The sequence below is a fragment of the Hahella sp. CCB-MM4 genome, from assembly GCF_002260525.1.
Classification (GTDB): Bacteria; Pseudomonadota; Gammaproteobacteria; order Pseudomonadales; family Oleiphilaceae; genus Hahella.
Map to the genome: position 1 here is coordinate 115,636 of NZ_MRYI01000001.1, position 20,976 is coordinate 136,611.

Genomic DNA, 20,976 nt, shown 5'->3' on the forward strand with positions numbered 1-20,976 from the left:
GAAAAAACCGGCCGAAGCCGGTTTTTCTTTACACTTTATAATCAGGGAAGATTAGAAGGTGTAGGTTGCGCCGATAGCGAAGTCTTCAGTATCGATATCCTGGCTACCAGACTGCTCTTTAGTACCAGATACATATTCAACGTAAGCGTACATGTTATCAGATACATTGTGCAGAGCCTGCAGATAAAACTGGCTATTTTCTACAGCGTTAGTTTGATCGTCTTCGTCTGCGTAGTAACCAGCCGCCAGCTGAGATGCACCCAGAGAGTAGATAGCGATCAAGCCATAGCCAGACTGATCAGTTGATTTGTCATCTACACCAGCAGATGAGTCAGCAGACTTAGTCTCGTACTGAGCACCCAGAGTCAGGTCTCCCAAGAACACCTTAGCGCCCAGACCAATACCGTCACCAGTGTCTACACCAGCTTCTTCACGGCCCATAGAGTAACCCAGGATGACTTCAAACATGTCAGTTTTGTACTTAGCACCCAAAGCACCAGTATGAGTCTCAGTGCTATCCAGAGCCATAGTAACACCGATAGTCAGACCGCCAGCAATAGTTGGGGATACATACTGAACATTGTCGCCCTCGTGTACAGCAGCGGTTTTAAACTCACCAGAAATACCAACAGCTTCAGAGATATCAATAACATCCCACCACTCGTATACGGTGTCATCAGAACCGATTTGTACAGAACCGAAGTCACCTTTAACACCGATATACGCTTCATCAAGCTGAGCAAATGCAGTATCGGTAGCATCATCGTTACCGTCGTTATCAACGTCATAGCCGTTGCTTACTTGACTAGTGCTCTTGTCATCAGCGTCGAAGTCAACTTCAACTTTCAGAAAACCGGTCAATCCAGGAGAAATTTCATGACTATGCTTCCAACCAATAGTAGAACCATTGTCAGCGAAGTCATTGGAAGTGGTTTCGGTGCTGCCTTGCTCGGTAGAGTTGTGAACATAAGCCAACTGGATGTTACCGTAGAACTCAGGCATGTTAGCCATTTCGGCTGCTTGAGCAACAGACGCCATAGACACAGCTGCAACAGCTGAAGCGATCAAAGTCTTTTTCATTTCGTCTTCCTTTTGTGTGTTAAATCAACTTCTTTCGATGTTGATGGTTAAAAGCCACATTTTTTCATTATTCAGGGCGATATGAGCGCCCATTTATATTTCGGAATTATGTCATTTTGATGACATTTTGCAATTCGATGTTTTATCAGATATTCAAGCCTCCTCTTTAATGAGCGAACCCATCAGTTTCGAGAATGTTGATAGTATTACCTATTTTCAGTAAGCGAAACTTACCTACACATCATCACTGAAGGTCAGCCAAAGAGGCTTAAATTCCTTACCTATCAACAACTTATTGAAGTTACTACTGCAGCTTTCATGCTTGCAATTTAGAAATTCCCTTTCAAACAATAAGTTACATCGAACTCTTAACAAACAGAATTAATATCAATATGTAATACAACATTGAAGACTTTGCAACCAAAAAAGTGCAATTAACGACTTTTTTTGTAACAAAACACCTGGTTGATTTGCGAACCTACAAGAGCAGAAACTTTGCCAACTCATCGTTTTTTAAACAAATCATCAGGTTAGAAGGCATCACCGGTATTACAATGGTATATAGCACCACCAAATTGGTGCGCCTACGTTTTTTTATTGCACCACATTGAAACACTTGCGACTTGAAAGAGCGGCGAGTTACTAGAACCCAGCCGTACTATATCAAACGCATAGTCAAATTGGTGCGGACATCTTATAGGGGATTTCCGAAACACCAAACTAGCCAAAGGTATCATTTTGTAACCAGATGTCATTTCATTCCTATGACAAAATTCGTCGCAGGAATGAATTCTACTGGAGGATCCTTGATCAACCTCTAAACTTCCAGCAAGAAAGTTGCCGGACCTCTATTTTGAATATTTACCAACATATCAGCCCCAAATTCACCCGTCACGATTCTGACACCTCGGGTACCAGCCTGCTCTACAAAATAGCGGTAGAGTTCATCGCCCTTTTCCGGCTCAGCTGCTTTAGTAAAACTTGGTCGCATGCCTTTACGAGTATCAGCAGCCAGGGTGAACTGTGACACTATCATCAGCTCTCCATGCACATCCAGAAGGCTAAGATTCATCTTTGCCTGCTCATCCTCAAAAACCCTGTAACTTAACACTTTTGCCAGCAACTTATCTGCTGATTGCTCGTCATCATGGGCCTCCACCGCAAGGAACAATACCAAACCGTTCCCGATTTCACCCCGAACAACACCATCAACAGCAACACTGGCTTCCGACACTCTTTGCAATAATCCCTTCATATACACTCCGGTTCTATCGCTCGTTATTTTTTATGGTTATTTATTCAGACTTACATTAGCACTCTACTTTATATATCCCTCCAACACTCTCCCACTAGCCATTAAGCTTCCCATATCCACCCAGACGATCCGCCAACTGGCCGATTATCCGGATCATTGCATCCGCCATAGCTGGATCATGCGGAGAATGCCCCGCATCTCTGACCACCACCAACTCGCTACCTGAACTGCGCTGATGCAAGCTATAAGAAACCTCCAGAGGAGTTACTGCGTCATACCGCCCATGCACTATCGTAGCAGGAATACTATCAGGAACAATTGAGACAGACCGTTCTGTTTCCGACAATTCTCGAAATACCGAAACGCCAAATTTAGCGAGGGTGATCGCGTTATGAGGATGAACATACTGATCAATCAAATGCGGCTGACAATGAAGCGTGGATATTTTGGCCAACCATTTAGCCCAAGCCTTCGCAGCCTGAATCTGCTCCAACTCATTGGCCCCCAGCAACATATCTTCCATCGCAGACATAACAGGAACGGATGGGCCGCCACCCAAACGATTTATCAGCTCTTGGAAATGATCAGGAAAGAGATTAGGCGCTCCATTATCGAGCAACCATTTTACGGAGTGATGATCACAAAACCCGTAGCCGCAAAGTATCATTCCATTTAATTGTCCCGGATAGGCCATGGAATAATCTACAGCAATGCGCGCGCCCCAACCAAACCCTACCAGGGAGACACTTTCAAGCCCCAACTTCTCGATTAGCGCCCGCAAATCTGAAGTAGCCTGAGAGACATTCCATCCCTTCACCTCACCTAATGGCAATGATCGGCCAGTGCCTTTCTGGTCATACTGAATGATACGGTATTTTTCAGCATCAAAGAGACGCCTGTGAAACGGGTCAGAACCACCACCTGGCCCATCATGCAAAACAAAAACGGGCAACCCTTCCGGGTTACCCGTTTCATCAAAGTGAATAATGTGGTCTTTATCAATCTCTATCGAACCAGAGTTGTAGGGCGTTATTTCTGGGTAAGGGGTGAGCATCCGACCTTTTCCGTCCAGTCAATGAATGCCATCACTATAACACCCACTTTTCACTCCGAAAAGCAGATCACTCTGTTACGACAAGGAAATCAATTAAGCCTCTTTACTCCGGTCCGCACGCTTACGCTCATGCTCTTTTAGGAGCTTCTTCCTTAACCGGATAGAAGCCGGAGTAACCTCAACCAGCTCATCGTCTTCAATAAATTCCAGAGCCTGCTCAAGTGAGAACCTGATGGGTGGCGTCAAAAGAATATTCTCATCAGTCCCTGCTGCCCGGATATTCGTCAACTGCTTGGCCTTTGTTGGATTGACCACCAGGTCGTTATCCCGGCTGTGCAAACCGATAACCATCCCTTCATATACTTCAATATTGGGATCCACAAAGAGACGTCCACGGTCCTGGAGATTGAACAGTGCATACGCAAGGACCTTGCCTGCAACATTCGAAATCAGCACACCATTATTGCGCTCAACATCGACACCATCTTTATAAGGACCATAATGATCGAAAATATGCGTAAGAATTCCCGTTCCTGAGGTCATGGTCAAAAACTGAGACCTGAAACCTATCAAACCGCGAGACGGCAATACAAACTCAAGACGTGTACGACCTTTACCATCTGGAACCATGTTTACCAGTTCCCCACGACGCAGCCCCATCTCTTCCATGATCGGGCCTTGGTGCTCATCTTCAATATCTATGATCACCTGTTCGAAAGGCTCAACCTTTTGACCGTCTTCTTCCTTGATGATAACTTCCGGACGAGAAACTCCCAGCTCGAAGCCCTCGCGACGCATAGTTTCGATCAGAACAGAAAGATGCAGCTCTCCACGACCAGATACCTTGAACTTGTCCGGCGACTCGCCCTGTTCCACGCGAAGAGCCACGTTGTACAACAACTCTTTCTCCAGACGCTCCTTAATGTTGCGGCTGGTAATATACTTCCCTTCTTTTCCGGCAAAGGGGCTGTCGTTTACCTGGAAGGTCATACTGACTGTCGGCTCATCAACAGTAAGAGCTGGCAAGGCTTCAGGAGCTTCCGGAGAGCAAAGAGTATCAGAGATATTCAATGCATCTATCCCGGTGATACAAATAATATCGCCCGCTTGTGCTTCTGGCACTTCCTGACGCTCCAGGCCGTGATATCCCATTACAGACAACACACGCGCATTACGCTTATTACCATCCCGATCAACGACAACCACAGGAGTATTGGTTTTAACCTTGCCACGGGTAACACGCCCAACCCCAATAACGCCAACATAGCTGTTATAGTCGAGAGCACTGATCTGCATCTGGAAAGGGCCATCTGCATCAACATCTGGAGATGGAACCCTATCCACAATCATTTCAAATAGCGGCGCCATATCTTCTGACATGTCATCCGGGTCCATACCCGCAATACCATTAAGGGCAGAAGCGTATACGATAGGGAAATCAAGCTGCTCTTCTGTCGCCCCAAGACGATCAAACAGATCGAATACTTCATTGATAACCCAATCAGGACGAGCACCCGGACGGTCAATTTTGTTGATAACAACAATAGGCTTCAGCCCCTGGTCGAATGCCTTTTGAGTCACAAAACGGGTTTGAGGCATTGGTCCGTCCACTGCATCAACAAGCAGTAGCACTGAGTCCACCATAGACAGAACACGCTCAACCTCTCCACCAAAATCCGCGTGCCCAGGAGTATCAACGATATTGATACGGTAATCATTCCACTTGATGGCTGTATTCTTGGCCAAAATGGTAATGCCGCGCTCTCGCTCCTGGTCATTGGAATCCATAATACGCTCGGCACCCATGTCCTTACGGCCCAAAGTCCCGGACTGCTGTAACAGCTTGTCAACCAAAGTGGTTTTGCCATGGTCTACGTGCGCGATAATGGCAATATTTCTTAACTTCTCAATCACAATCAAATTCTCTAGTTCGAGGTTAGGCGGTCCGTAATCTGGGACTTCAACCGCAAAAAGGCGCGATATTATACAAGAGAGATGGTTTAGTTTTATACAAATGTTGTGAAATCTTTTTCAACGAAAACCAAATTCTCTCGAATGGCAACTCATTCAATCTCATACCCTCCCAAAAATGGTGCACAAAGCACCACTTTGGGTCACGCCAAGATTTTTGCGCACAATTATGGTGCATAATTTTGACAGGAATTTTACGCCCTTTATAGCTACAGTTCGTCTCTTTCCTTGATTTTCAATGCGCCTGAGGCAGGCTCAAATGTTGGCAGACAAATTGCTTTAACTGGCTACATTTGCTGCGGATAAAAACCAGAAGCAACTATAAAATAGGCGTGATATGATTTTGCGCTCTTAGACTTCCCGGAACGCTTACCTTCGGCGCTAGTTTGAGGAGTGGGTGGGCGAATGGATGTTCCGGCATCATCTCAACAAACATACACCAATAAATACGGAGTAACTGGAATGTCAGAGAAAACTCTGAATCTCTTGAAAGAGCACGAAGTTAAATGGGTTGATTTACGCTTTACCGACTCCAAAGGTAAAGAACAGCATGTGACCATCCCCTCTTCAGAAGTCAAAGACGACTTTTTCCAAGAAGGAAAAATGTTTGACGGTTCCTCAATCGCCGGCTGGAAAGGTATTAACGAATCCGACATGATCCTGATGCCGGACGATGCTACTGCCGTAATTGATCCGTTCACCGAAGAAACCACTCTGAACCTGACGTGTAACATTATTGAGCCTTCCACCATGCAAGGCTACGAGCGCGATCCTCGCTCTATCGCACAACGCGCCGAAGAATACCTGAAGTCTACTGGTATTGCTGACACTGTATTGTTTGGTCCAGAGCCTGAGTTTTTCGTATTTGACAGCGTTAAATGGGACGTTGGCATGCGCGGAGCTTCATACGACATTTTCTCCGAGGAAGCCGCTTGGGTTTCTGGTGAAGATTTCGACCGCAACAACATTGGTCACCGTCCAGGCGTAAAAGGCGGTTATTTCCCCGTTCCTCCAGTTGATTCTCTGCATGACCTGCGCGGCGCAATGTGTGCAGCAATGGAAGCAATGGGCCTGGAAATTGAAGTACACCACCACGAAGTGGGTACTGCCGGCCAGTGCGAGATCGGTGTTGGCGCTAACACACTGACCCTTAAAGCTGACGAAGTTCAGATCCTTAAGTACTGCGTCCATAATGTGGCTCACGCTTATGGCAAAACAGCGACGTTCATGCCTAAGCCTGTTGTTGGTGATAACGGCTCCGGCATGCACTGCCACCAGTCTCTGTCAAAAGATGGCAAGAATATCTTCGCTGGTGACGGCTATGCCGGCCTGAGCGACATAGCTCTGTACTACATTGGCGGCATCATCAAACACGCCCGTGTACTGAACGCTTTCACTAATGCTTCAACCAACGCATATAAGCGTTTGGTTCCAGGTTTCGAAGCTCCTGTAATGCTGGCCTACTCTGCGCGTAACCGTTCAGCATCTATCCGGATTCCTTTCGTTACCAACCCAAAAGCACGCCGTATCGAAGTTCGCTTCCCGGATCCTTCTGCAAACCCATACCTGGCATTCGCAGCAATGTTGATGGCTGGTCTGGACGGCATCCAGAACAAGATTCACCCTGGCGATGCCATGGACAAAGATCTGTACGATCTGCCAGCTGAAGAAGCTGCCAACATCCCGACCGTTTGTAACTCTCTGGAGCAGGCTCTGAACTACCTGGAGCAAGACCACGAGTTCCTGACCAAGGGCGGCGTATTCACCGAAGACATGATCGCTGGCTACATCGATCTGAAGCGCAATGAAGTAACTCGCCTGAACATGACGACTCACCCAGTTGAGTTCGACATGTACTACTCAGTCTAATCACCGAGTAGCGTAAAACTACAGAGATAACCTGCGGTTTTACAAGGCAAATAGACCCTGCCAAGGCTTTCAGCAATGGCAGGGTTTTTTTTTGCTAAATCCGTGCTAGAGTTGCTTATACCCGTTATCGGTGAACAGATATTCCTACACAAAAAGAGCCAGGATGTTGAAAACGAATTGGATATCCGCAGTATGTATGGCATCGCTGATAGCTTCACAACCTCTATCAGCCGAGATTTATCGCTGGGTCGACGACCAGGGCAATGTTGAGTACAGCGACCAACCCAGAGATGGCGCCACCAAAATCGAGGTACAGGATCCAGCAACAATATCCTTGCCTAAATTGTCCAATCTCCCAGCCACAACCTCAGGAGAGGACACCCCACCACCTCTTCAATATAAGCGGCTTCAGATTACCTTCCCAGAGAATGGTAGCGCCTTTCATTCCGGCGACGGTAATATCACCGTGTTGACTGAAGTGTCGCCAGACCTGTTACCCAATCACTCCTTACGCCTGACGATGGATGGCTCAGTAATGGGCACAACTAAAGCCGGCTTTTTCACGCTTACCAATATTGATCGAGGTACCCATGTACTCCAGCTCGACATTATTGACAACAGTAGCGTAGTTCAGAGCGGCCCCAGCGTAACCTTCACCATACACCGCCCCTCAGTACTCAAGAAGAATTAAGCACCAAATTGGTGCATAACAACTAAAACAGGCATAGACTTTGTGCATAAGGTGTCCCTGGATAGTGCGTTTGCTATCCAGTGCTCCATAACTTGCCAAAATCAGGCGGAGTCCGTTATGCACAGAGCGCCATTGTTTTAGCCCCCTCCCGGTATCGCCCCAGAGCTGTGCAAACAAGTACGAAATTCGCACCTGAATACGGCAAAGATGGTTTGGATATTGCATTCGCAAATTAAAACATCAGGTTATAACTATGCTGCCAGCCAGTACCCAGGAACGTTTACTCGATAATCTCAACACTGCAGTCCTTGTACTCAATGATGACCTTTGTGTTTCCTACAGCAACTCTGCCGCGGAAATGCTATTGGAAATCAGTGAGCAACGAGCGCTTGGAACCTCGATTAACAGTCTACTGGTGGATCAGGTGTCCACGTTGATCGGACTTCAGGAATGTCTGCGCACCGGGTATTCGTACACACAAAGAGAAGCAGAGTTTTTGCTGCCGTCGGGAAGCCGGCTATCGGTGGACTATACAGTAGTCCCCATAAGCGATAACGGCTATTCATTCATCCTGATGGAGATTCAGGCACGGGACCGTCTTCTGCGTATCAGCAGGGAGGAAGAGTTACTGGCAAAGCAGGAAACCTCCCGCATTTTGGTTCGCGGTCTCGCCCATGAAATCAAGAATCCCTTAGGTGGGATTAGGGGCGCTGCCCAACTATTGGATAAAGAGCTTAAAGAAGAAGGCCTGCATGACTATACCAGCATCATCATTGCGGAGGCAGACCGCCTGCGTAATCTGGTTGACCGCATGCTGGGCCCAAATCAAACCTTCAAGCAGGATCCCACCAACATCCATGAAGTATTGGAAAGGGTCGTCAGTCTGATAGAAGTGGAGAGTCATGGCAAAGTTAGACTGGTCAAAGACTACGACCCAAGCCTGCCGGAATTTCCCGGAGACAAGGAGCAACTTATCCAGGCATTTCTGAATATTGCTCGAAACGCTTTACAGGCACTGGAAGCTGCCGCCCCCCCTGTTGAAAGCCCTGAAATTATTTTTCGCACCAGGCCATTACGACAAATCACCATTGGCCACACCCGTCATCGCCTGGTATTGCGCGTGGACATTATCGACAACGGCCCGGGAATTCCTCCGGATTTCCTCAAAAACATTTTTTACCCCATGGTCAGCGGCAGGGCACAGGGGACTGGATTAGGCCTCTCCATTACTCAGAGCATCATCGGCCAGCATCATGGCCTGGTGGAATGCGAAAGTGAGGCCGGACGCACTAATTTCATCATCTATATTCCATTGGAGCCAACATTATGAACGCAACCCCCAACGTCTGGATCATCGACGATGACCGATCTATCAGGTGGGTTCTGGAAAAGGCATTGGAGCAGGCAGAACTCAATACCCGTTCATTTGAATCCGGTGAAGGCATCCTGAATCGACTGGAGCGCGAACAGCCAGATGCGATATTGAGCGACATCCGAATGCCTGGAATTGACGGGCTCGACCTGCTTAACCAGATACATTCCAATTTCCCACACCTGCCGGTTATTATCATGACCGCGCATTCCGACCTGGATAGCGCCGTATCATCCTACCAGCGTGGTGCGTTTGAATATCTGCCCAAACCATTTGATGTGGATGATGCCGTTTCATTAGTGAAGCGTGCTGTCGCCCATGCAAGGGAGCAGATGGCTGTCAGTCAGCCTGCGTCGTTGGACCCGATGACCCAAAACACGGAGATTATCGGTGAGGCTCCAGCCATGCAGGAGGTTTTCCGAGCGATCGGAAGACTCTCCCACAGCAACATCACTGTTCTGATTAATGGCGAATCCGGTACCGGTAAAGAATTAGTTGCCAGAGCTCTGCACCAACACAGCCCACGGTCAGATAAATCGTTCATTGCCCTCAATATGGCCGCCATTCCGAAAGACCTGATTGAGTCCGAACTCTTTGGCCATGAGAAAGGATCCTTTACCGGAGCGGGCGGTCAGCGCCAGGGCAGATTTGAGCAAGCGAATGGCGGCACGCTGTTTCTGGACGAAATCGGCGATATGCCCCCAGACACTCAGACCCGACTATTGAGGGTACTTGCTGACGGGGAATTCTATCGGGTCGGTGGAACAACCCCCATCAAGGTAGACGTCCGGATTATCGCTGCGACTCACCAGAACCTCGAAACACTGGTGCATGAAGGAAGGTTCCGCGAAGACTTATTTCACCGGCTCAACGTAATACGGATGCACCTCCCCAAGCTCAGTGAGCGCAGGGAGGACATTCCCAGACTGGCTCGGCACTTTCTGAAGCAAGCCGCCGAGGAACTCAATGTCGAACCTAAAATTCTCAAACCCGATACTGAAGAGTACATGTGCACGCTACTCTGGCAGGGTAACGTTCGGCAATTGGAGAATACTTGCCGCTGGCTGACCGTGATGGCCTCCGGACGGGAAATACATATCAGCGACCTTCCGCCTGAGCTACAAGCACAGGCAACCTCCAAGAGCCCGACTCAGGATTGGCAGGAATCACTGAGAGACTGGGCAGAGCTGGAGTTGAAGAAAGGACACCAGGGTCTGCTGGATACCGCCGTGCCCACCTTCGAAAGAATCATGATTGAATCCGCTTTGAAACAGACGGCCGGGCGTAAGCGGGATGCGGCCGTGCTGTTAGGCTGGGGGCGCAATACTCTGACCCGCAAAATCAAAGAACTGGATATGGGTGGACATGATGATGGAGAGGATGAAGACTGATTTACCTCAGCTTCAACCTCAGCCCAGGGAAGACCAGAGGTTAGCCAGCGATTTTGGCCTCTCGATGTAGTAACCCTGGGCATAATCAACACCCAGCTGCTTCAACACTTCAAATGCTTCTTTGGTTTCCACCTGAGGGGCTATCACTTCACGATTCAGGTAGTGCGCCATTTCTGTCATTGAGCGCACCATCATCTGGTCATTCTGATCCTTCTCCAACTCCCGGATAAACGTTCCGTCAATCTTGATCATATCGACGGGCAGTTGCTTGAGATACTGATAACTGGCAACACCAGAACCATAGTTCCCTAAGCAAAAACGACAACCATACTCCTGCAGCTCCTGAATAAAGTCAGAAATATTGTGGAGATTGGAAATAGCCGAGGCTTCCGTTAGCTCGAAAGTGATCTTCTCTATGGGAGAGTCCTGTTTCGTTAAACGCTCAAAAATAAATTCCAGTAAAGACTCATCATTTAGTGAATGACCACTCAGGTTGATACTCAAGCCCCCTATCTGGCTGATCTTACGATGGTTATTCACCATCCAATCGAGCATATGCCCGACCACCCAGCGATCCACTTCCTGCATACGCTTATAATTTTCAGCCGCCCGAATAAACTTACTGGCAGGAATCAATTGACCGTCATCATCATAGATACTAAGCAGTATTTCATGCTGGGTACCAACGGTTGAATCCGAACGTAGCGGTATGATCTTCTGGCATCTCAACAGCAGGCGCTCATCATCGAGCTTTTTGCCCAGGCTCGCGACCTTATTGGCAATGGCATCCCGCTGGGCAATCTGCTGTTGGTCCACAGTGAACTCTTCAATCGAGCCAGTACCTTTACGCTTGGCACTTCGACAGGCATCTTCAGCCGCTTGCACCAGATGGCGAACGTCCAGCAACCCTCCCTTGACCTCGACATACCCGGCATACATAGGAGCCTCATAGGTATGATCCATCCAGTTCAGCCGGTACCGTTTCATCTGCTCCATGAAATTCGACACCCACTTTTCTGCCGGCTCACTGATCACCACCATGAATTCGTCCCCAGAAAAGCGGGAGATCAAAGCGCCTTTCGGCATGTGCTCGTTCAGAAGGTTAGCGACTTCTTTAAGAATCTCATCACCCGCTTCAGTTCCTGCTGAGTCATTGATCAGACGGAATTGGGCCAGACTGAACAAAATACAGCTGATGGTATCTTCCGGTGCCAGACTGGTATGCCGGACCAATACCTGACGCTCAAACTCCTTCCTGAGCATAAGCCCTGTAAGCTCATCACGCGTGCTGGCAAAACTAAGCTGCTCATACAGATCCTTCACCATCATATCCAGACTTTGGTCAACAACCGGCAAGGAAACTCCAGGGTCGGGAACTGCAATCCCTTTTTGCAGATAGGCGGCCAAGGTAGAAGCATCAAGGTCGATCACTTTCATTCCCTGATGATTCACGAAAACATAGCGAGTGAAGTTCTTTCCTATCCAGACCAACCGGATGAACTCCGGCTCATTGCTGTCACGCTCAAGCCGCAGCCAGTCACCAACACTGAGTTTCTGGGCACGATTGATCCAGCGCTGCAAACCCCGTTGACGAGCATCCTGAATAAGACTGATATCCTGTGCAGATTCCTCCTCGGCCTCATCCGCCATCTCCATCATTTCTGGCTCCACACCACCTGGTGCCTTGACCAGAAATCGCTTCAACTCGTCTCTGATCTGACCAGACGGCATGTGATTTGACGAGATGGTCGCCAAACCTTCCTGGATCATTCGAAGAAGGTCCGGGAGGTTGTACTGGTACTCCGGATCCCGGGAAATCGCCAGCAAGGTATCAATAACGCTCAAATAATCCTGCCATGCCTGGCTTTCGGGACCCTGCCGGATATAAACCAGACTCAACAGATCTTTCCACCCTCCATTGATCAATGCCGCAATGGCCTTGGGGATCTGCCGGCCGAATACCCGGTTCCGCAAAGCATCGGTGACAGCAATTCGGGCTTCTTCAACTTTCTGCTGTCCTTCAGCTGCAGCGGTCACCCTTTCCACGTTGCGTCGATATAGCAGATTTTGGCGTTCAACCAATTCGTCAACGTCGGCAAGCGCCTCCTCAAAGACAGCAGGATCATGTTCATGCTCCTCCTGAATCCGAGAGACTACGCGATTGATCTTTTCGACCTGATGGGCATTCATCCTCCCGCCTTTTACCCCGACCTGCGCGATCCGGTTGATCAGCTTCTGTGCAGAATTGTCCGTCTGCTCAAAGAAGGAAGGGTTACGCATTAACAGCCTCAGCACCGGCACTTCGAGGCCTTTAATTTGCATCTTGGCAATGCTGGTTAACTTGGGATTCTTCAGCGTACTGCAAAAGAAGCGATCCACAACATCCAGATTCTTATCCTGCTCCTCAGTGAATGACTTGAGGCCCATATGATTACTGTTCATCATATGGTACAGACGATCCCTTAGCAGACTGTCATCCACTTGAGAATCCTGATACACAGGTGCAGTCTGAACTTGGCTCAGGTTGGCAAGCACTTCCTCATTTTTAAATGTCGGAGCCTGTTCCTGGCTTGGGAATGGACTACCAGCCAGCGCATTACTACCAGACACACGAGGCTTTTGATGTAACACCGCCAATAAGCGGTTGACGGCTGCCACACTCTGCTCCGCTGTGGCCAGATAGGAGCTGACTTCTGAAAAGCTGCCGGCTTTGCGACTTGACCGTGAATGCAAAGTCGTCACATTATCAGGCTCTTCTTGCTCCGTTTTTTGCTCCTTTGGCGCTTCAGTCTTAGCGCTTGAAACCTGCCGCTCATTTGGCGGAGAAGCTGGAGGTTTCGCTGGAGCCGGCTTCTGAGTTTCGGGAGCTTTCAGCTTTTCTGCGACTGATTTTTCTTTGCTGTCTGCAGTCTTCTCACTCTGTTCCGGTGTCTTGATGTACTTGCTCAAGTCAAGATCAGGTAATACCCCCTGCCGTACAAGCAGATCATCAAGTTCTTGATAAAGGGGCTCCAGATCAGCCATCACTGATAGCTCGAATTGCTTTAGGCACAGACGCTCTGCGGACAGCGGTAGCTTCAAGCCAATCAAGGTGTCTCGGAAGGCATAACAAATTAACGCCGGCCCGACGGGATTGCTGTACCCTTTCTGACAGTGGATCCCCAGGGCATCAAAACGCATCTTCAGCTGTAACAAATGAGCGCGGTATGTGGTTTCAGCCTTAGTGACCATGACCTTGAGCGTCAGCCAATCTTCAAACTCGGCTTTATCAATCAAAGATAAATCCGGGCCACTCGAATTCTCGTCAGACTCCTGCCCTTTGTTTCGTGGCACCAACGCCTGGGAAATATATTTGAAGAACTGTGGAGCGATCAGGGCACTCTGCTGCCTCAAAGAAATAACGGAATCAACCAGCTCGGTCTTCTGATTATCAGTCGCAGCAGAGGTTAAAGCCTCGTCGAATGCTTTAGCTAATGCGGTAATAAAATTGCTGACGAGTGGACTAAGATGTGACTGGATAATGCGTTCACATTGCCTCATCAGCAGTGCCGCAGATTCCGGCTGCATCTGTTTTTGAGATACTTTCAGGTTTTCGGCACCACAAATACGCAATAACGCCGTAATCGCCCCAGTATTGCCGTTGGTAAACATCCCCCCAAATGCCCCATTCATGGTGCGAACCGCTTTAACGCTCAATGAATGGTCCCGGTTAACAAAGGGATCATGGAATGTGAGCTGGACAATCTGGCCGGGCCCGAATTGGAGCTTGTTAAGCTTCTGAGTGGTAACATCACTCAGCTTGACAAAGACACCCTCTGCGCAGAAATCGGCAATTTCGCACTGCAGTCCAGGCTCGCCACGGTAATCAATTGTGGCCAGGAGTTGTATCGGACGACGCTTGCTCCCACGTCGCTCGGCACCCTGATGATCTGATGGTTGTATTGGGGGTTCAGACATTTGTGATTAACAGTTTATTCCGTAAACCTGGCTATTTTGAAATTCGGTGGTGGATTTGGATGTCCATATCAGTATAGTCCGTACTGAGGAAGAGGTAACTTATCGGAATGCAATTCACATTTTTTTTATTTCCCCATCAATCCAGGATACTCCGCGGCCTGTTGTTTACAGTGCTCGCCTTACTTCTGAACGGTTGCCAAAGTACCGGCTACGTTTGGCAGGCAATCAAAGGACAATGGGAGCTGCTGTCCCAACGCCAGCCTATCGATCAGTTGGTCAATGATGACCAAACTCCGGAAAAATTGGAAGAGAAGCTTCGCTATGTACTTGAAATCAGAGAGTTTGCAGAGCAACAGTTAGGACTTCCGGTTGACCAGGCCTATAGCGAATACGTGGATCTGAATCGCCCCTATGTGGTCTGGAATTTATTTGTCGCCCAGGAGCTTGAGATGAAATCCCAATCCTGGTGCTACCCCGTTGCCGGCTGCGTCGCTTATCAGGGATATTTTCATCAGGAGGATGCAGAGGCTGCTCAACAGATGTGGGAACAGGACAATTTCGACACTTACGTAGGCGGCGTTAGCGCTTATTCAACCCTTGGCTGGTTCGATGACCCGGTACTCAACACGTTTATCGGCTATGATCGCACATCCCTTGCAGCCCTCCTCTTCCATGAACTCGCTCATCGTAAGTTATATATTAAAAATGACACCACATTTAATGAAAGTTGGGCCACGGCGGTAGAACAGGAAGCCATACAAAAATTCGTAGACGTTCAGAGCTCAGCCTTCCGAAGTGAAGGGAATAACAGCACGGCTTCCGAGACGTCAGCAGAAGACATCCAACTTTATCAACATCGGTTCAGGGAAAGACAGCTATTCGTCGACATGGTACAGGCGACCGTTAAGGAGCTGAAAGACTTGTATGCAGGCGAACTCCCAGAATCAGCAAAACGTCAAGCCAAAGCCGACATCATCAATAAGTTGCGTCACCGATATCGCCAGGAAGTCTCCGGGGGCAGAATCTCGAATGCCTATGCGGACTGGATCAACTCCCCCCTGAACAATGCCAAACTGATGACCGTCGTCAGCTACCATCAATGGGTTCCAGGATTGAGATACAAACTTCAATCTCTCGATGGTAGCTTTACAGCATTCTACGAGTGGTCAAAGACTCTTGAAGATCTTACCAAAGAAGAGAGAACAAACATTCTGGAGGATCTCAATCAACTGGCAAGCAATTCCCAGCAACAGAGATCTTCCAGGATCGCTACAGACTCTTGATAAAGACTTTGGAGTTACGCTGCAGGTTATACATATTCTGCTTGGCTACAGGTAGTTGCCCCACGGTTGCAGGCTTAAACCCCCGCTCAATAAACCAGTGCGACGTCTGGGTAGTCAGCACAAACAGCTCTTTCATCCCCGCATCCCTGGCGCGCTTCTCTGCGCCGGCAAGCAGCTTGTCCCCCCTCCCCTGGCGGGCATAGCTGGGCCGGACAGCAACACAGGCCAACTCCGCACAATTCTCTTCAGGAAAAATATAAAGTGCCGCACAGGCGATGATCGCACCATCACGATCATCCACAATAAAGTTCCCGATTTCGCGCTCCAGTAACTCCCGGGAGCGCCGAACCAGAACGCCCTGCTCTTCCAGAGGTCTGATCAACGCCAGGATTCCGCCAACATCGTCGATCGTCGCCGGACGTATTTCATCGTAGGACTCATCTGTCACCAGCGTGCCCACACCATCGCGGGTAAACAACTCGTGCAACAAGGCACCATCCTGGTGGTAACTGACTAAATGAGCCCTTGAAACACCATTCTGGACCGCCCGGCACACGGAAAATAACCTGCGCCGCTGTTCTGAGCCTTTATCAATGAACTCAAGCTGCTGGAGAGCCTGTGCCAAAGAAATTTCCCGAAGTAACTGACCATCAGGATTGAACACGCCCTGCTCCTGGCCGAGCAGAATCAGTTTATCTGCTTTCAAAGCCACAGCAGCCGAACTTGCAACGTCCTCACAAGAAAGATTGAAAATTTCTCCTGTTGGCGAATACCCGACCGTGGGCAACAGAACAATGTGTCCCATAGATAAATGTTTATGAATCGATTCGGCATGCACCTTCCGAACAAGGCCGGTATGACACATATCCAGACCATCCACGACCCCTACAGGTCTCGCCACAACAAAATTGCCACTGGAAACCTGTAGCGCCGCGCCATGCATTGGAGAACTCGCCAATCCCATGGATAGACGCGCTTCAAGCTCAGAGCGCAGGCGGCCCACAACTTCCGTCACACAACTCAATTCTTCGGTGCCGGTAATCCGCAGACCATGATGTAGTTTTACGGGCAAACCACACTGATTCAAACGCTCATCAATCTGAGGCCTCGCGCCATAGGCGACTACCAGCTTTAGACCGAGACTGCTCAGAAGAGCGATATCCTGCACAATGGTGGACATTCGCTTCTTATCCGCAAGCACTTCCCCCGGCATAAGAATGACCACAGTTCGCCCTCGATAGGCATGTATATAGGGCGCGGAATGTCGGAACCAGTATACCTGCTGGGAGGGGTCTCTCGGCATGGTGGTTACTGGGTCTGTCTGGTTACCGTCATTCATGGTCATTTCTCTAATTAATCCTCCGAAACAGGGTAATATAAGTGAGGCGATAAAGTATAAAAATTGGGCAAGAAATCAAGCTTCTTCAACGATAAGGCAGCTTTTTAATGCTAACAGGTTACCGAGCAGCCTCTGCGGTATCGACACAAAGCTTTCGAATCAACTTCCGAAGCAATTGCTGCATGGGCTGGATACGATCAAGCTTCAGGTACTCATTAGGTTGGTGAGCCTGGTCAATATCGCCCGGCCCCAGTACTACGGTTTGAGCGCCCATGCTCTTAAAGTAGGCTGCTTCAGTGGCAAAAGCGACGCTGGAGGCTTTTCGACCGGTATAGCTTTCACAGAGATTGACCAACTCCGATGCCTTTGGCTCGTGAAAGCTTTCCACACCAAATATTGGATTCAATTGGATATCAACACCATATCGCCGGGAAACCGGTTGCAATATTCCGCTGATAGATTGACGAATAAACTCTACTTCCATCCCCGGCATTAATCTCACATCAAACTGCAACCGACAGCTCTTGCAGATCCGGTTAGGATTGTCTCCCCCATGAATACATCCCAAATTCAATGTGGGTACTGGCACTTCAAAACCAGGGTTTTGGTATAACTGCTGCCATTGCTGGCGCAAGCCACGCAGCTCAAGGATGATGTCAGTCATCGCCTCCAGGGCATTTTTCCCCAGCGCCGGATTGGAGGAATGACCCGACAGACCTTCAACCAGGATTTCCTCCATCAGTATCCCTTTGTGCTGATGGATAGGTGCCAGCCCTGTCGGCTCACCAATTAAAACAAAATCCCCCAGACCAGATGTGGTTTTGACCAGATGGCTCGCCCCCTCCATGCCGGACTCTTCATTAGCCGTCGCAACAAGCGTTATAGGTTTATCCAGGAATGGGGCTGCCTCTTCAATCGCCAGCAATGCCAGAGGAAAAAAGGACTTCATGTCGCAGACTCCCAGCCCATACCAACAGCCATCAACCTCGGTCAGGCGAAAAGGATCTGTCTGCCATGCTCCCTCATCATAGGGCACCGTATCTGTGTGACCGGACAAAACCAGCCCACCGTTGCCCGGTCCAGTTCGAGCGACCAGATTCCACTTATCTTTCAGCCCCTCTACCTGGCTGATTTCCACATCCATGCCCACCAGTTCACACCAGTTAGCAAGAAGCTCGATAATAGTGCGATTACTTTGATCCAAAGCTGGCTGGGTACTACTCACTGAAGGACAACGAACGAGTTCATCCAGCATGTCCTTCAAAGCAGGCAATTTACTTGTCATTAACAGTCTCGGGCCATTTATGGCGATATTTTGGTATCCCGGCAGTCAAGGATGAGGCCCCTATAGGCTGAAAATCATTGCAGGACCTGCACTTCCTTGATGTCGCTCTTTTTGATATGGAAACTCACAACCCCAGATTGTATCTGCTGTTCCAGAGTGACCTGATATGGCTCTACAGCAACCAGAGTACCTTCCATGACCTTGCCGGAGTGTTGTGCGATTTTGGCAGGCTGATCGAGATACAGCTCCAGTTCCGCTATATCAATTGGACGGAAAGTCGGTAGCGGGGGAGCTTTGGGTTTTGGCTCAGGCTCTTCCACCACCGGTTCCGGGGGATACAGATAGGTAGTCAACTGCTCGATATTTATTGCGAAGGAGGCATTTGGAATACTGACTCGATTCAACTTGAGACTAAAACCCAGTGTCTCGGCGATTGTGTCTCCTTCGATGAAAGGCAATGTCGTTACATCCAGACTTTCAGCAGGCGTGAAAGATACCTCTGCAACGCCATCCCCTTTGAGATAGGTTCGGTAGGCATTCACCAACGAAGGGCTAAGAGAAATACCAGCCTCTGCAAGCTTGGAAACCGTTTTCTCCACGGAAGCATCGATAAAGCCAGGCTCGTCCAGATTCGCTTTCTTGCCGCAAAGTAACATCACCCGCTTCATATATGAGCGATCTTCATGTACGTAGGTTATGCTTTTCAGCTCCGGCAGTGCGATGGTGCGCTCTCCCAGCTGATAGGTAGGACCACGCCCTTTGGTAATGACCAACTCACCGGAGGATCGCTGCATTCCATCGACATCTACATCGAACAGAATTCTTGTCGCATCAGGATCCCCCTGATCGCGTCTTATCTGAAACTCCTCACTCACTGTCAACACCGAATATCCCATATCCCTGAGCTCAGACAAGCCAATGTCTTCAACATCACCGCACGCCAACCCAAAAAAGCTCGCTTCCGTTGATGTTTCCTCTTCGGAGGCATAATTCAGCCAATTATCAGTCAAGGGAACCTGAGCGTTGCGGATACTCAATGTCAATCCATGTGGATCAAAGTTTTCCTCTTCCACTCTCCAGGGGGCAGCAAATACCAGCATATCCCACAGAGAGTCGAATTTCAGGCTGACCGCTTCAATTGGAATTGGCTCACGGAGCTGAAAGGGAAGCACCTCAACATCTTCGATCGTTACTTCACCGTTCAATGACGGAGTGATCCACCCATAAGATAAAGCCAGGTGAAGCGATGTGGCTTCCTGGAAAGCCGCTATCATACGATGAGTCTGATACCAAACACTGGCTGCAAAGGCGATATACGCTGCAAGAGGCCCCAGTATCAGGATAGTAAACAGTTTTCTCATGGTGCCATGAATCCTCGGTACTACAGTAGGTCATACGTGGGCCCGAAGTACTGTTAAACCTTTCCCTGGGCCACATCCATTCGTCATATCTATGAACTAATTTTTATCGACGCCTCTACGGGTAATCAGGGTACCCACGCCTTCATCGGTGAATATTTCCAGCAACGTTGCATGGGGGACACGACCATCGATGATATGCGCACTATTGACTCCGCCCTTAACTGCATTCAGAGCGCAATCAATCTTCGGAAGCATTCCTCCATGGATAGTGCCGTCTTCAATCAATGCATCTACCTGGGCTGTGCTTAACCCTGTCAGCACCTTTCCTTGCTTGTCCATTAATCCGGCAATATTGGTTAGAAGAATCAGCTTCTCAGCCTGCAACACTTCAGCGACTTTGCCCGCCACCAGATCCGCATTGATGTTGTAGGATGCACCGGCATCGTCGACTCCAATTGGAGCGATGACCGGTATACAGTCGCTGTCTGTCAGCATCGTAATGACATCGCGACGAATACTACTGACTTCCCCAACATGACCAATATCGATAATTTCGGTTTTCTGCATTTCCGGGCTCGCCCGGGTAACTTCTAACTTCCGGGCCCGGATAAAGTTCGCATCTTTGCCGGTCAGCCCGATGGCTTTGCCGCCGTTCCGGTTAATCAGGGAAACGATATCCTTGTTGACCAGTCCGCCAAGTACCATTTCCACAACATCCATGGTCTGGCTGTCCGTCACCCGCATTCCATTAACGAATTCAGACTTGATGTTCAGCCTGGCCAGCAGATCTCCAATCTGAGGCCCCCCTCCGTGCACGACAATTGGATTGATTCCCACCAATTTCATCATGACCACATCACGAGCAAAGCTGTTCTTCAGCGTCTCGTCTGTCATGGCATTGCCGCCGTATTTAATGACAATCGTCTTGCCGGCAAATCGTTGAATATACGGCAGCGCTTTGCTCAACACCGACGCTACCTGCATGGCATTTTCGCGATCAAGCATTTCGGGAATTTCTCCTGTTCATGCCCCAACGTTGTATAGGGGTATCGATAATTTTGTCCGCGC

General features: G+C 49.0%; 14 protein-coding genes. 5 read left to right on the forward strand and 9 right to left on the reverse strand.

What is annotated here, in order from left to right:
- Nucleotides 1-51: 51 nt before the first annotated feature.
- The 4 genes from BTA51_RS00555 to typA form a co-directional block, all read right to left on the reverse strand.
- On the reverse strand, nt 52-1,080 hold the full coding sequence (locus tag BTA51_RS00555) for a porin (protein ID WP_094705225.1): 1,029 nt from the start codon (nt 1,078-1,080) through the stop codon (nt 52-54).
- A gap of 817 nt (nt 1,081-1,897) precedes the next feature.
- Nucleotides 1,898-2,335, reverse strand: a complete 438-nt coding sequence (gene dtd / locus BTA51_RS00560; RefSeq protein WP_094705227.1) for a D-aminoacyl-tRNA deacylase — start codon at nt 2,333-2,335, stop codon at nt 1,898-1,900.
- A gap of 94 nt (nt 2,336-2,429) precedes the next feature.
- Nucleotides 2,430-3,389 (reverse strand): alpha/beta fold hydrolase, encoded by a 960-nt coding sequence (locus tag BTA51_RS00565; RefSeq protein ID WP_094705229.1) that lies wholly within the window; start codon nt 3,387-3,389, stop codon nt 2,430-2,432.
- A 93-nt stretch (nt 3,390-3,482) separates the two neighbouring features.
- Entirely contained in the window at nt 3,483-5,303 is a 1,821-nt protein-coding gene (gene typA / locus BTA51_RS00570; protein ID WP_094705231.1) for a translational GTPase TypA, read from the reverse strand.
- A gap of 519 nt (nt 5,304-5,822) precedes the next feature.
- Between typA and glnA the strand changes: the two genes are divergently transcribed.
- The 4 genes from glnA (at nt 5,823) to ntrC (ending at nt 10,683) form a co-directional block, all read left to right on the forward strand.
- The gene (glnA, locus tag BTA51_RS00575; protein WP_094706013.1) at nt 5,823-7,229 is read left to right on the forward strand and encodes a glutamate--ammonia ligase; all 1,407 of its coding nucleotides are present in this window, start codon (nt 5,823-5,825) and stop codon (nt 7,227-7,229) included.
- A gap of 196 nt (nt 7,230-7,425) precedes the next feature.
- Nucleotides 7,426-7,920 (forward strand): DUF4124 domain-containing protein, encoded by a 495-nt coding sequence (locus tag BTA51_RS00580; RefSeq protein ID WP_246840866.1) that lies wholly within the window; start codon nt 7,426-7,428, stop codon nt 7,918-7,920.
- A gap of 253 nt (nt 7,921-8,173) precedes the next feature.
- Nucleotides 8,174-9,250: a nitrogen regulation protein NR(II) gene (gene glnL, locus BTA51_RS00585; RefSeq protein WP_094705235.1), complete on the forward strand. Its 1,077-nt coding sequence runs from the start codon at nt 8,174-8,176 to the stop codon at nt 9,248-9,250.
- Nucleotides 9,247-10,683 (forward strand): nitrogen regulation protein NR(I), encoded by a 1,437-nt coding sequence (gene ntrC, locus BTA51_RS00590; protein WP_094705237.1) that lies wholly within the window; start codon nt 9,247-9,249, stop codon nt 10,681-10,683. The genes glnL and ntrC overlap by 4 nt, the downstream gene beginning before the upstream one ends.
- Before the next feature lie 18 nt (nt 10,684-10,701).
- Here ntrC and BTA51_RS00595 read toward each other — a convergent pair whose 3' ends face one another.
- Nucleotides 10,702-14,640 carry a DUF1631 family protein gene (locus tag BTA51_RS00595; protein ID WP_094705239.1) on the reverse strand — a complete coding sequence of 1,313 codons (3,939 nt, stop codon included), beginning with the start codon at nt 14,638-14,640 and terminating at the stop codon, nt 10,702-10,704.
- A 107-nt stretch (nt 14,641-14,747) separates the two neighbouring features.
- Here BTA51_RS00595 and BTA51_RS00600 point away from each other — a divergent pair, with 107 nt between their 5' ends.
- Nucleotides 14,748-15,923 (forward strand): aminopeptidase, encoded by a 1,176-nt coding sequence (locus BTA51_RS00600; protein WP_094705241.1) that lies wholly within the window; start codon nt 14,748-14,750, stop codon nt 15,921-15,923.
- On the opposite strand, the gene argA is transcribed toward BTA51_RS00600, so the two are convergent.
- From argA to argB, 4 genes are all read right to left on the reverse strand, one after another.
- On the reverse strand, nt 15,910-17,262 hold the full coding sequence (gene argA, locus BTA51_RS00605) for an amino-acid N-acetyltransferase (protein ID WP_246840867.1): 1,353 nt from the start codon (nt 17,260-17,262) through the stop codon (nt 15,910-15,912). The genes BTA51_RS00600 and argA overlap by 14 nt on opposite strands.
- Nucleotides 17,263-17,380: 118 nt before the next feature.
- On the reverse strand, nt 17,381-18,547 hold the full coding sequence (gene argE, locus BTA51_RS00610; RefSeq protein ID WP_094705243.1) for an acetylornithine deacetylase: 1,167 nt from the start codon (nt 18,545-18,547) through the stop codon (nt 17,381-17,383).
- A gap of 74 nt (nt 18,548-18,621) precedes the next feature.
- Complete coding sequence (locus tag BTA51_RS00615; RefSeq protein WP_094705245.1) at nt 18,622-19,908, reverse strand: hypothetical protein; 1,287 nt, start codon at nt 19,906-19,908, stop codon at nt 18,622-18,624.
- A gap of 96 nt (nt 19,909-20,004) precedes the next feature.
- Complete coding sequence (gene argB / locus BTA51_RS00620; protein WP_094705247.1) at nt 20,005-20,913, reverse strand: acetylglutamate kinase; 909 nt, start codon at nt 20,911-20,913, stop codon at nt 20,005-20,007.
- Between the last annotated feature and the right edge of the window lie 63 nt (nt 20,914-20,976).

Excerpts from the sequence above, each read along its gene's own strand:
- BTA51_RS00615 (WP_094705245.1), bottom strand. The coding sequence starts at position 19,908 with ATGAGAAAACTGTTTACTATCCTGATACTGGGGCCTCTTGCAGCGTAT.
- argE (WP_094705243.1), bottom strand. The coding sequence starts at position 18,547 with ATGACAAGTAAATTGCCTGCTTTGAAGGACATGCTGGATGAACTCGTT.
- argA (WP_246840867.1), bottom strand. The coding sequence starts at position 17,262 with ATGAATGACGGTAACCAGACAGACCCAGTAACCACCATGCCGAGAGAC.
- BTA51_RS00595 (WP_094705239.1), bottom strand. The coding sequence starts at position 14,640 with ATGTCTGAACCCCCAATACAACCATCAGATCATCAGGGTGCCGAGCGA.
- BTA51_RS00600 (WP_094705241.1), top strand. The coding sequence starts at position 14,748 with ATGCAATTCACATTTTTTTTATTTCCCCATCAATCCAGGATACTCCGC.
- glnL (WP_094705235.1), top strand. The coding sequence starts at position 8,174 with ATGCTGCCAGCCAGTACCCAGGAACGTTTACTCGATAATCTCAACACT.
- dtd (WP_094705227.1), bottom strand. The coding sequence starts at position 2,335 with ATGAAGGGATTATTGCAAAGAGTGTCGGAAGCCAGTGTTGCTGTTGAT.
- ntrC (WP_094705237.1), top strand. The coding sequence starts at position 9,247 with ATGAACGCAACCCCCAACGTCTGGATCATCGACGATGACCGATCTATC.
- BTA51_RS00580 (WP_246840866.1), top strand. The coding sequence starts at position 7,426 with ATGGCATCGCTGATAGCTTCACAACCTCTATCAGCCGAGATTTATCGC.
- argB (WP_094705247.1), bottom strand. The coding sequence starts at position 20,913 with ATGCTTGATCGCGAAAATGCCATGCAGGTAGCGTCGGTGTTGAGCAAA.
- BTA51_RS00555 (WP_094705225.1), bottom strand. The coding sequence starts at position 1,080 with ATGAAAAAGACTTTGATCGCTTCAGCTGTTGCAGCTGTGTCTATGGCG.
- BTA51_RS00565 (WP_094705229.1), bottom strand. The coding sequence starts at position 3,389 with ATGCTCACCCCTTACCCAGAAATAACGCCCTACAACTCTGGTTCGATA.
- glnA (WP_094706013.1), top strand. The coding sequence starts at position 5,823 with ATGTCAGAGAAAACTCTGAATCTCTTGAAAGAGCACGAAGTTAAATGG.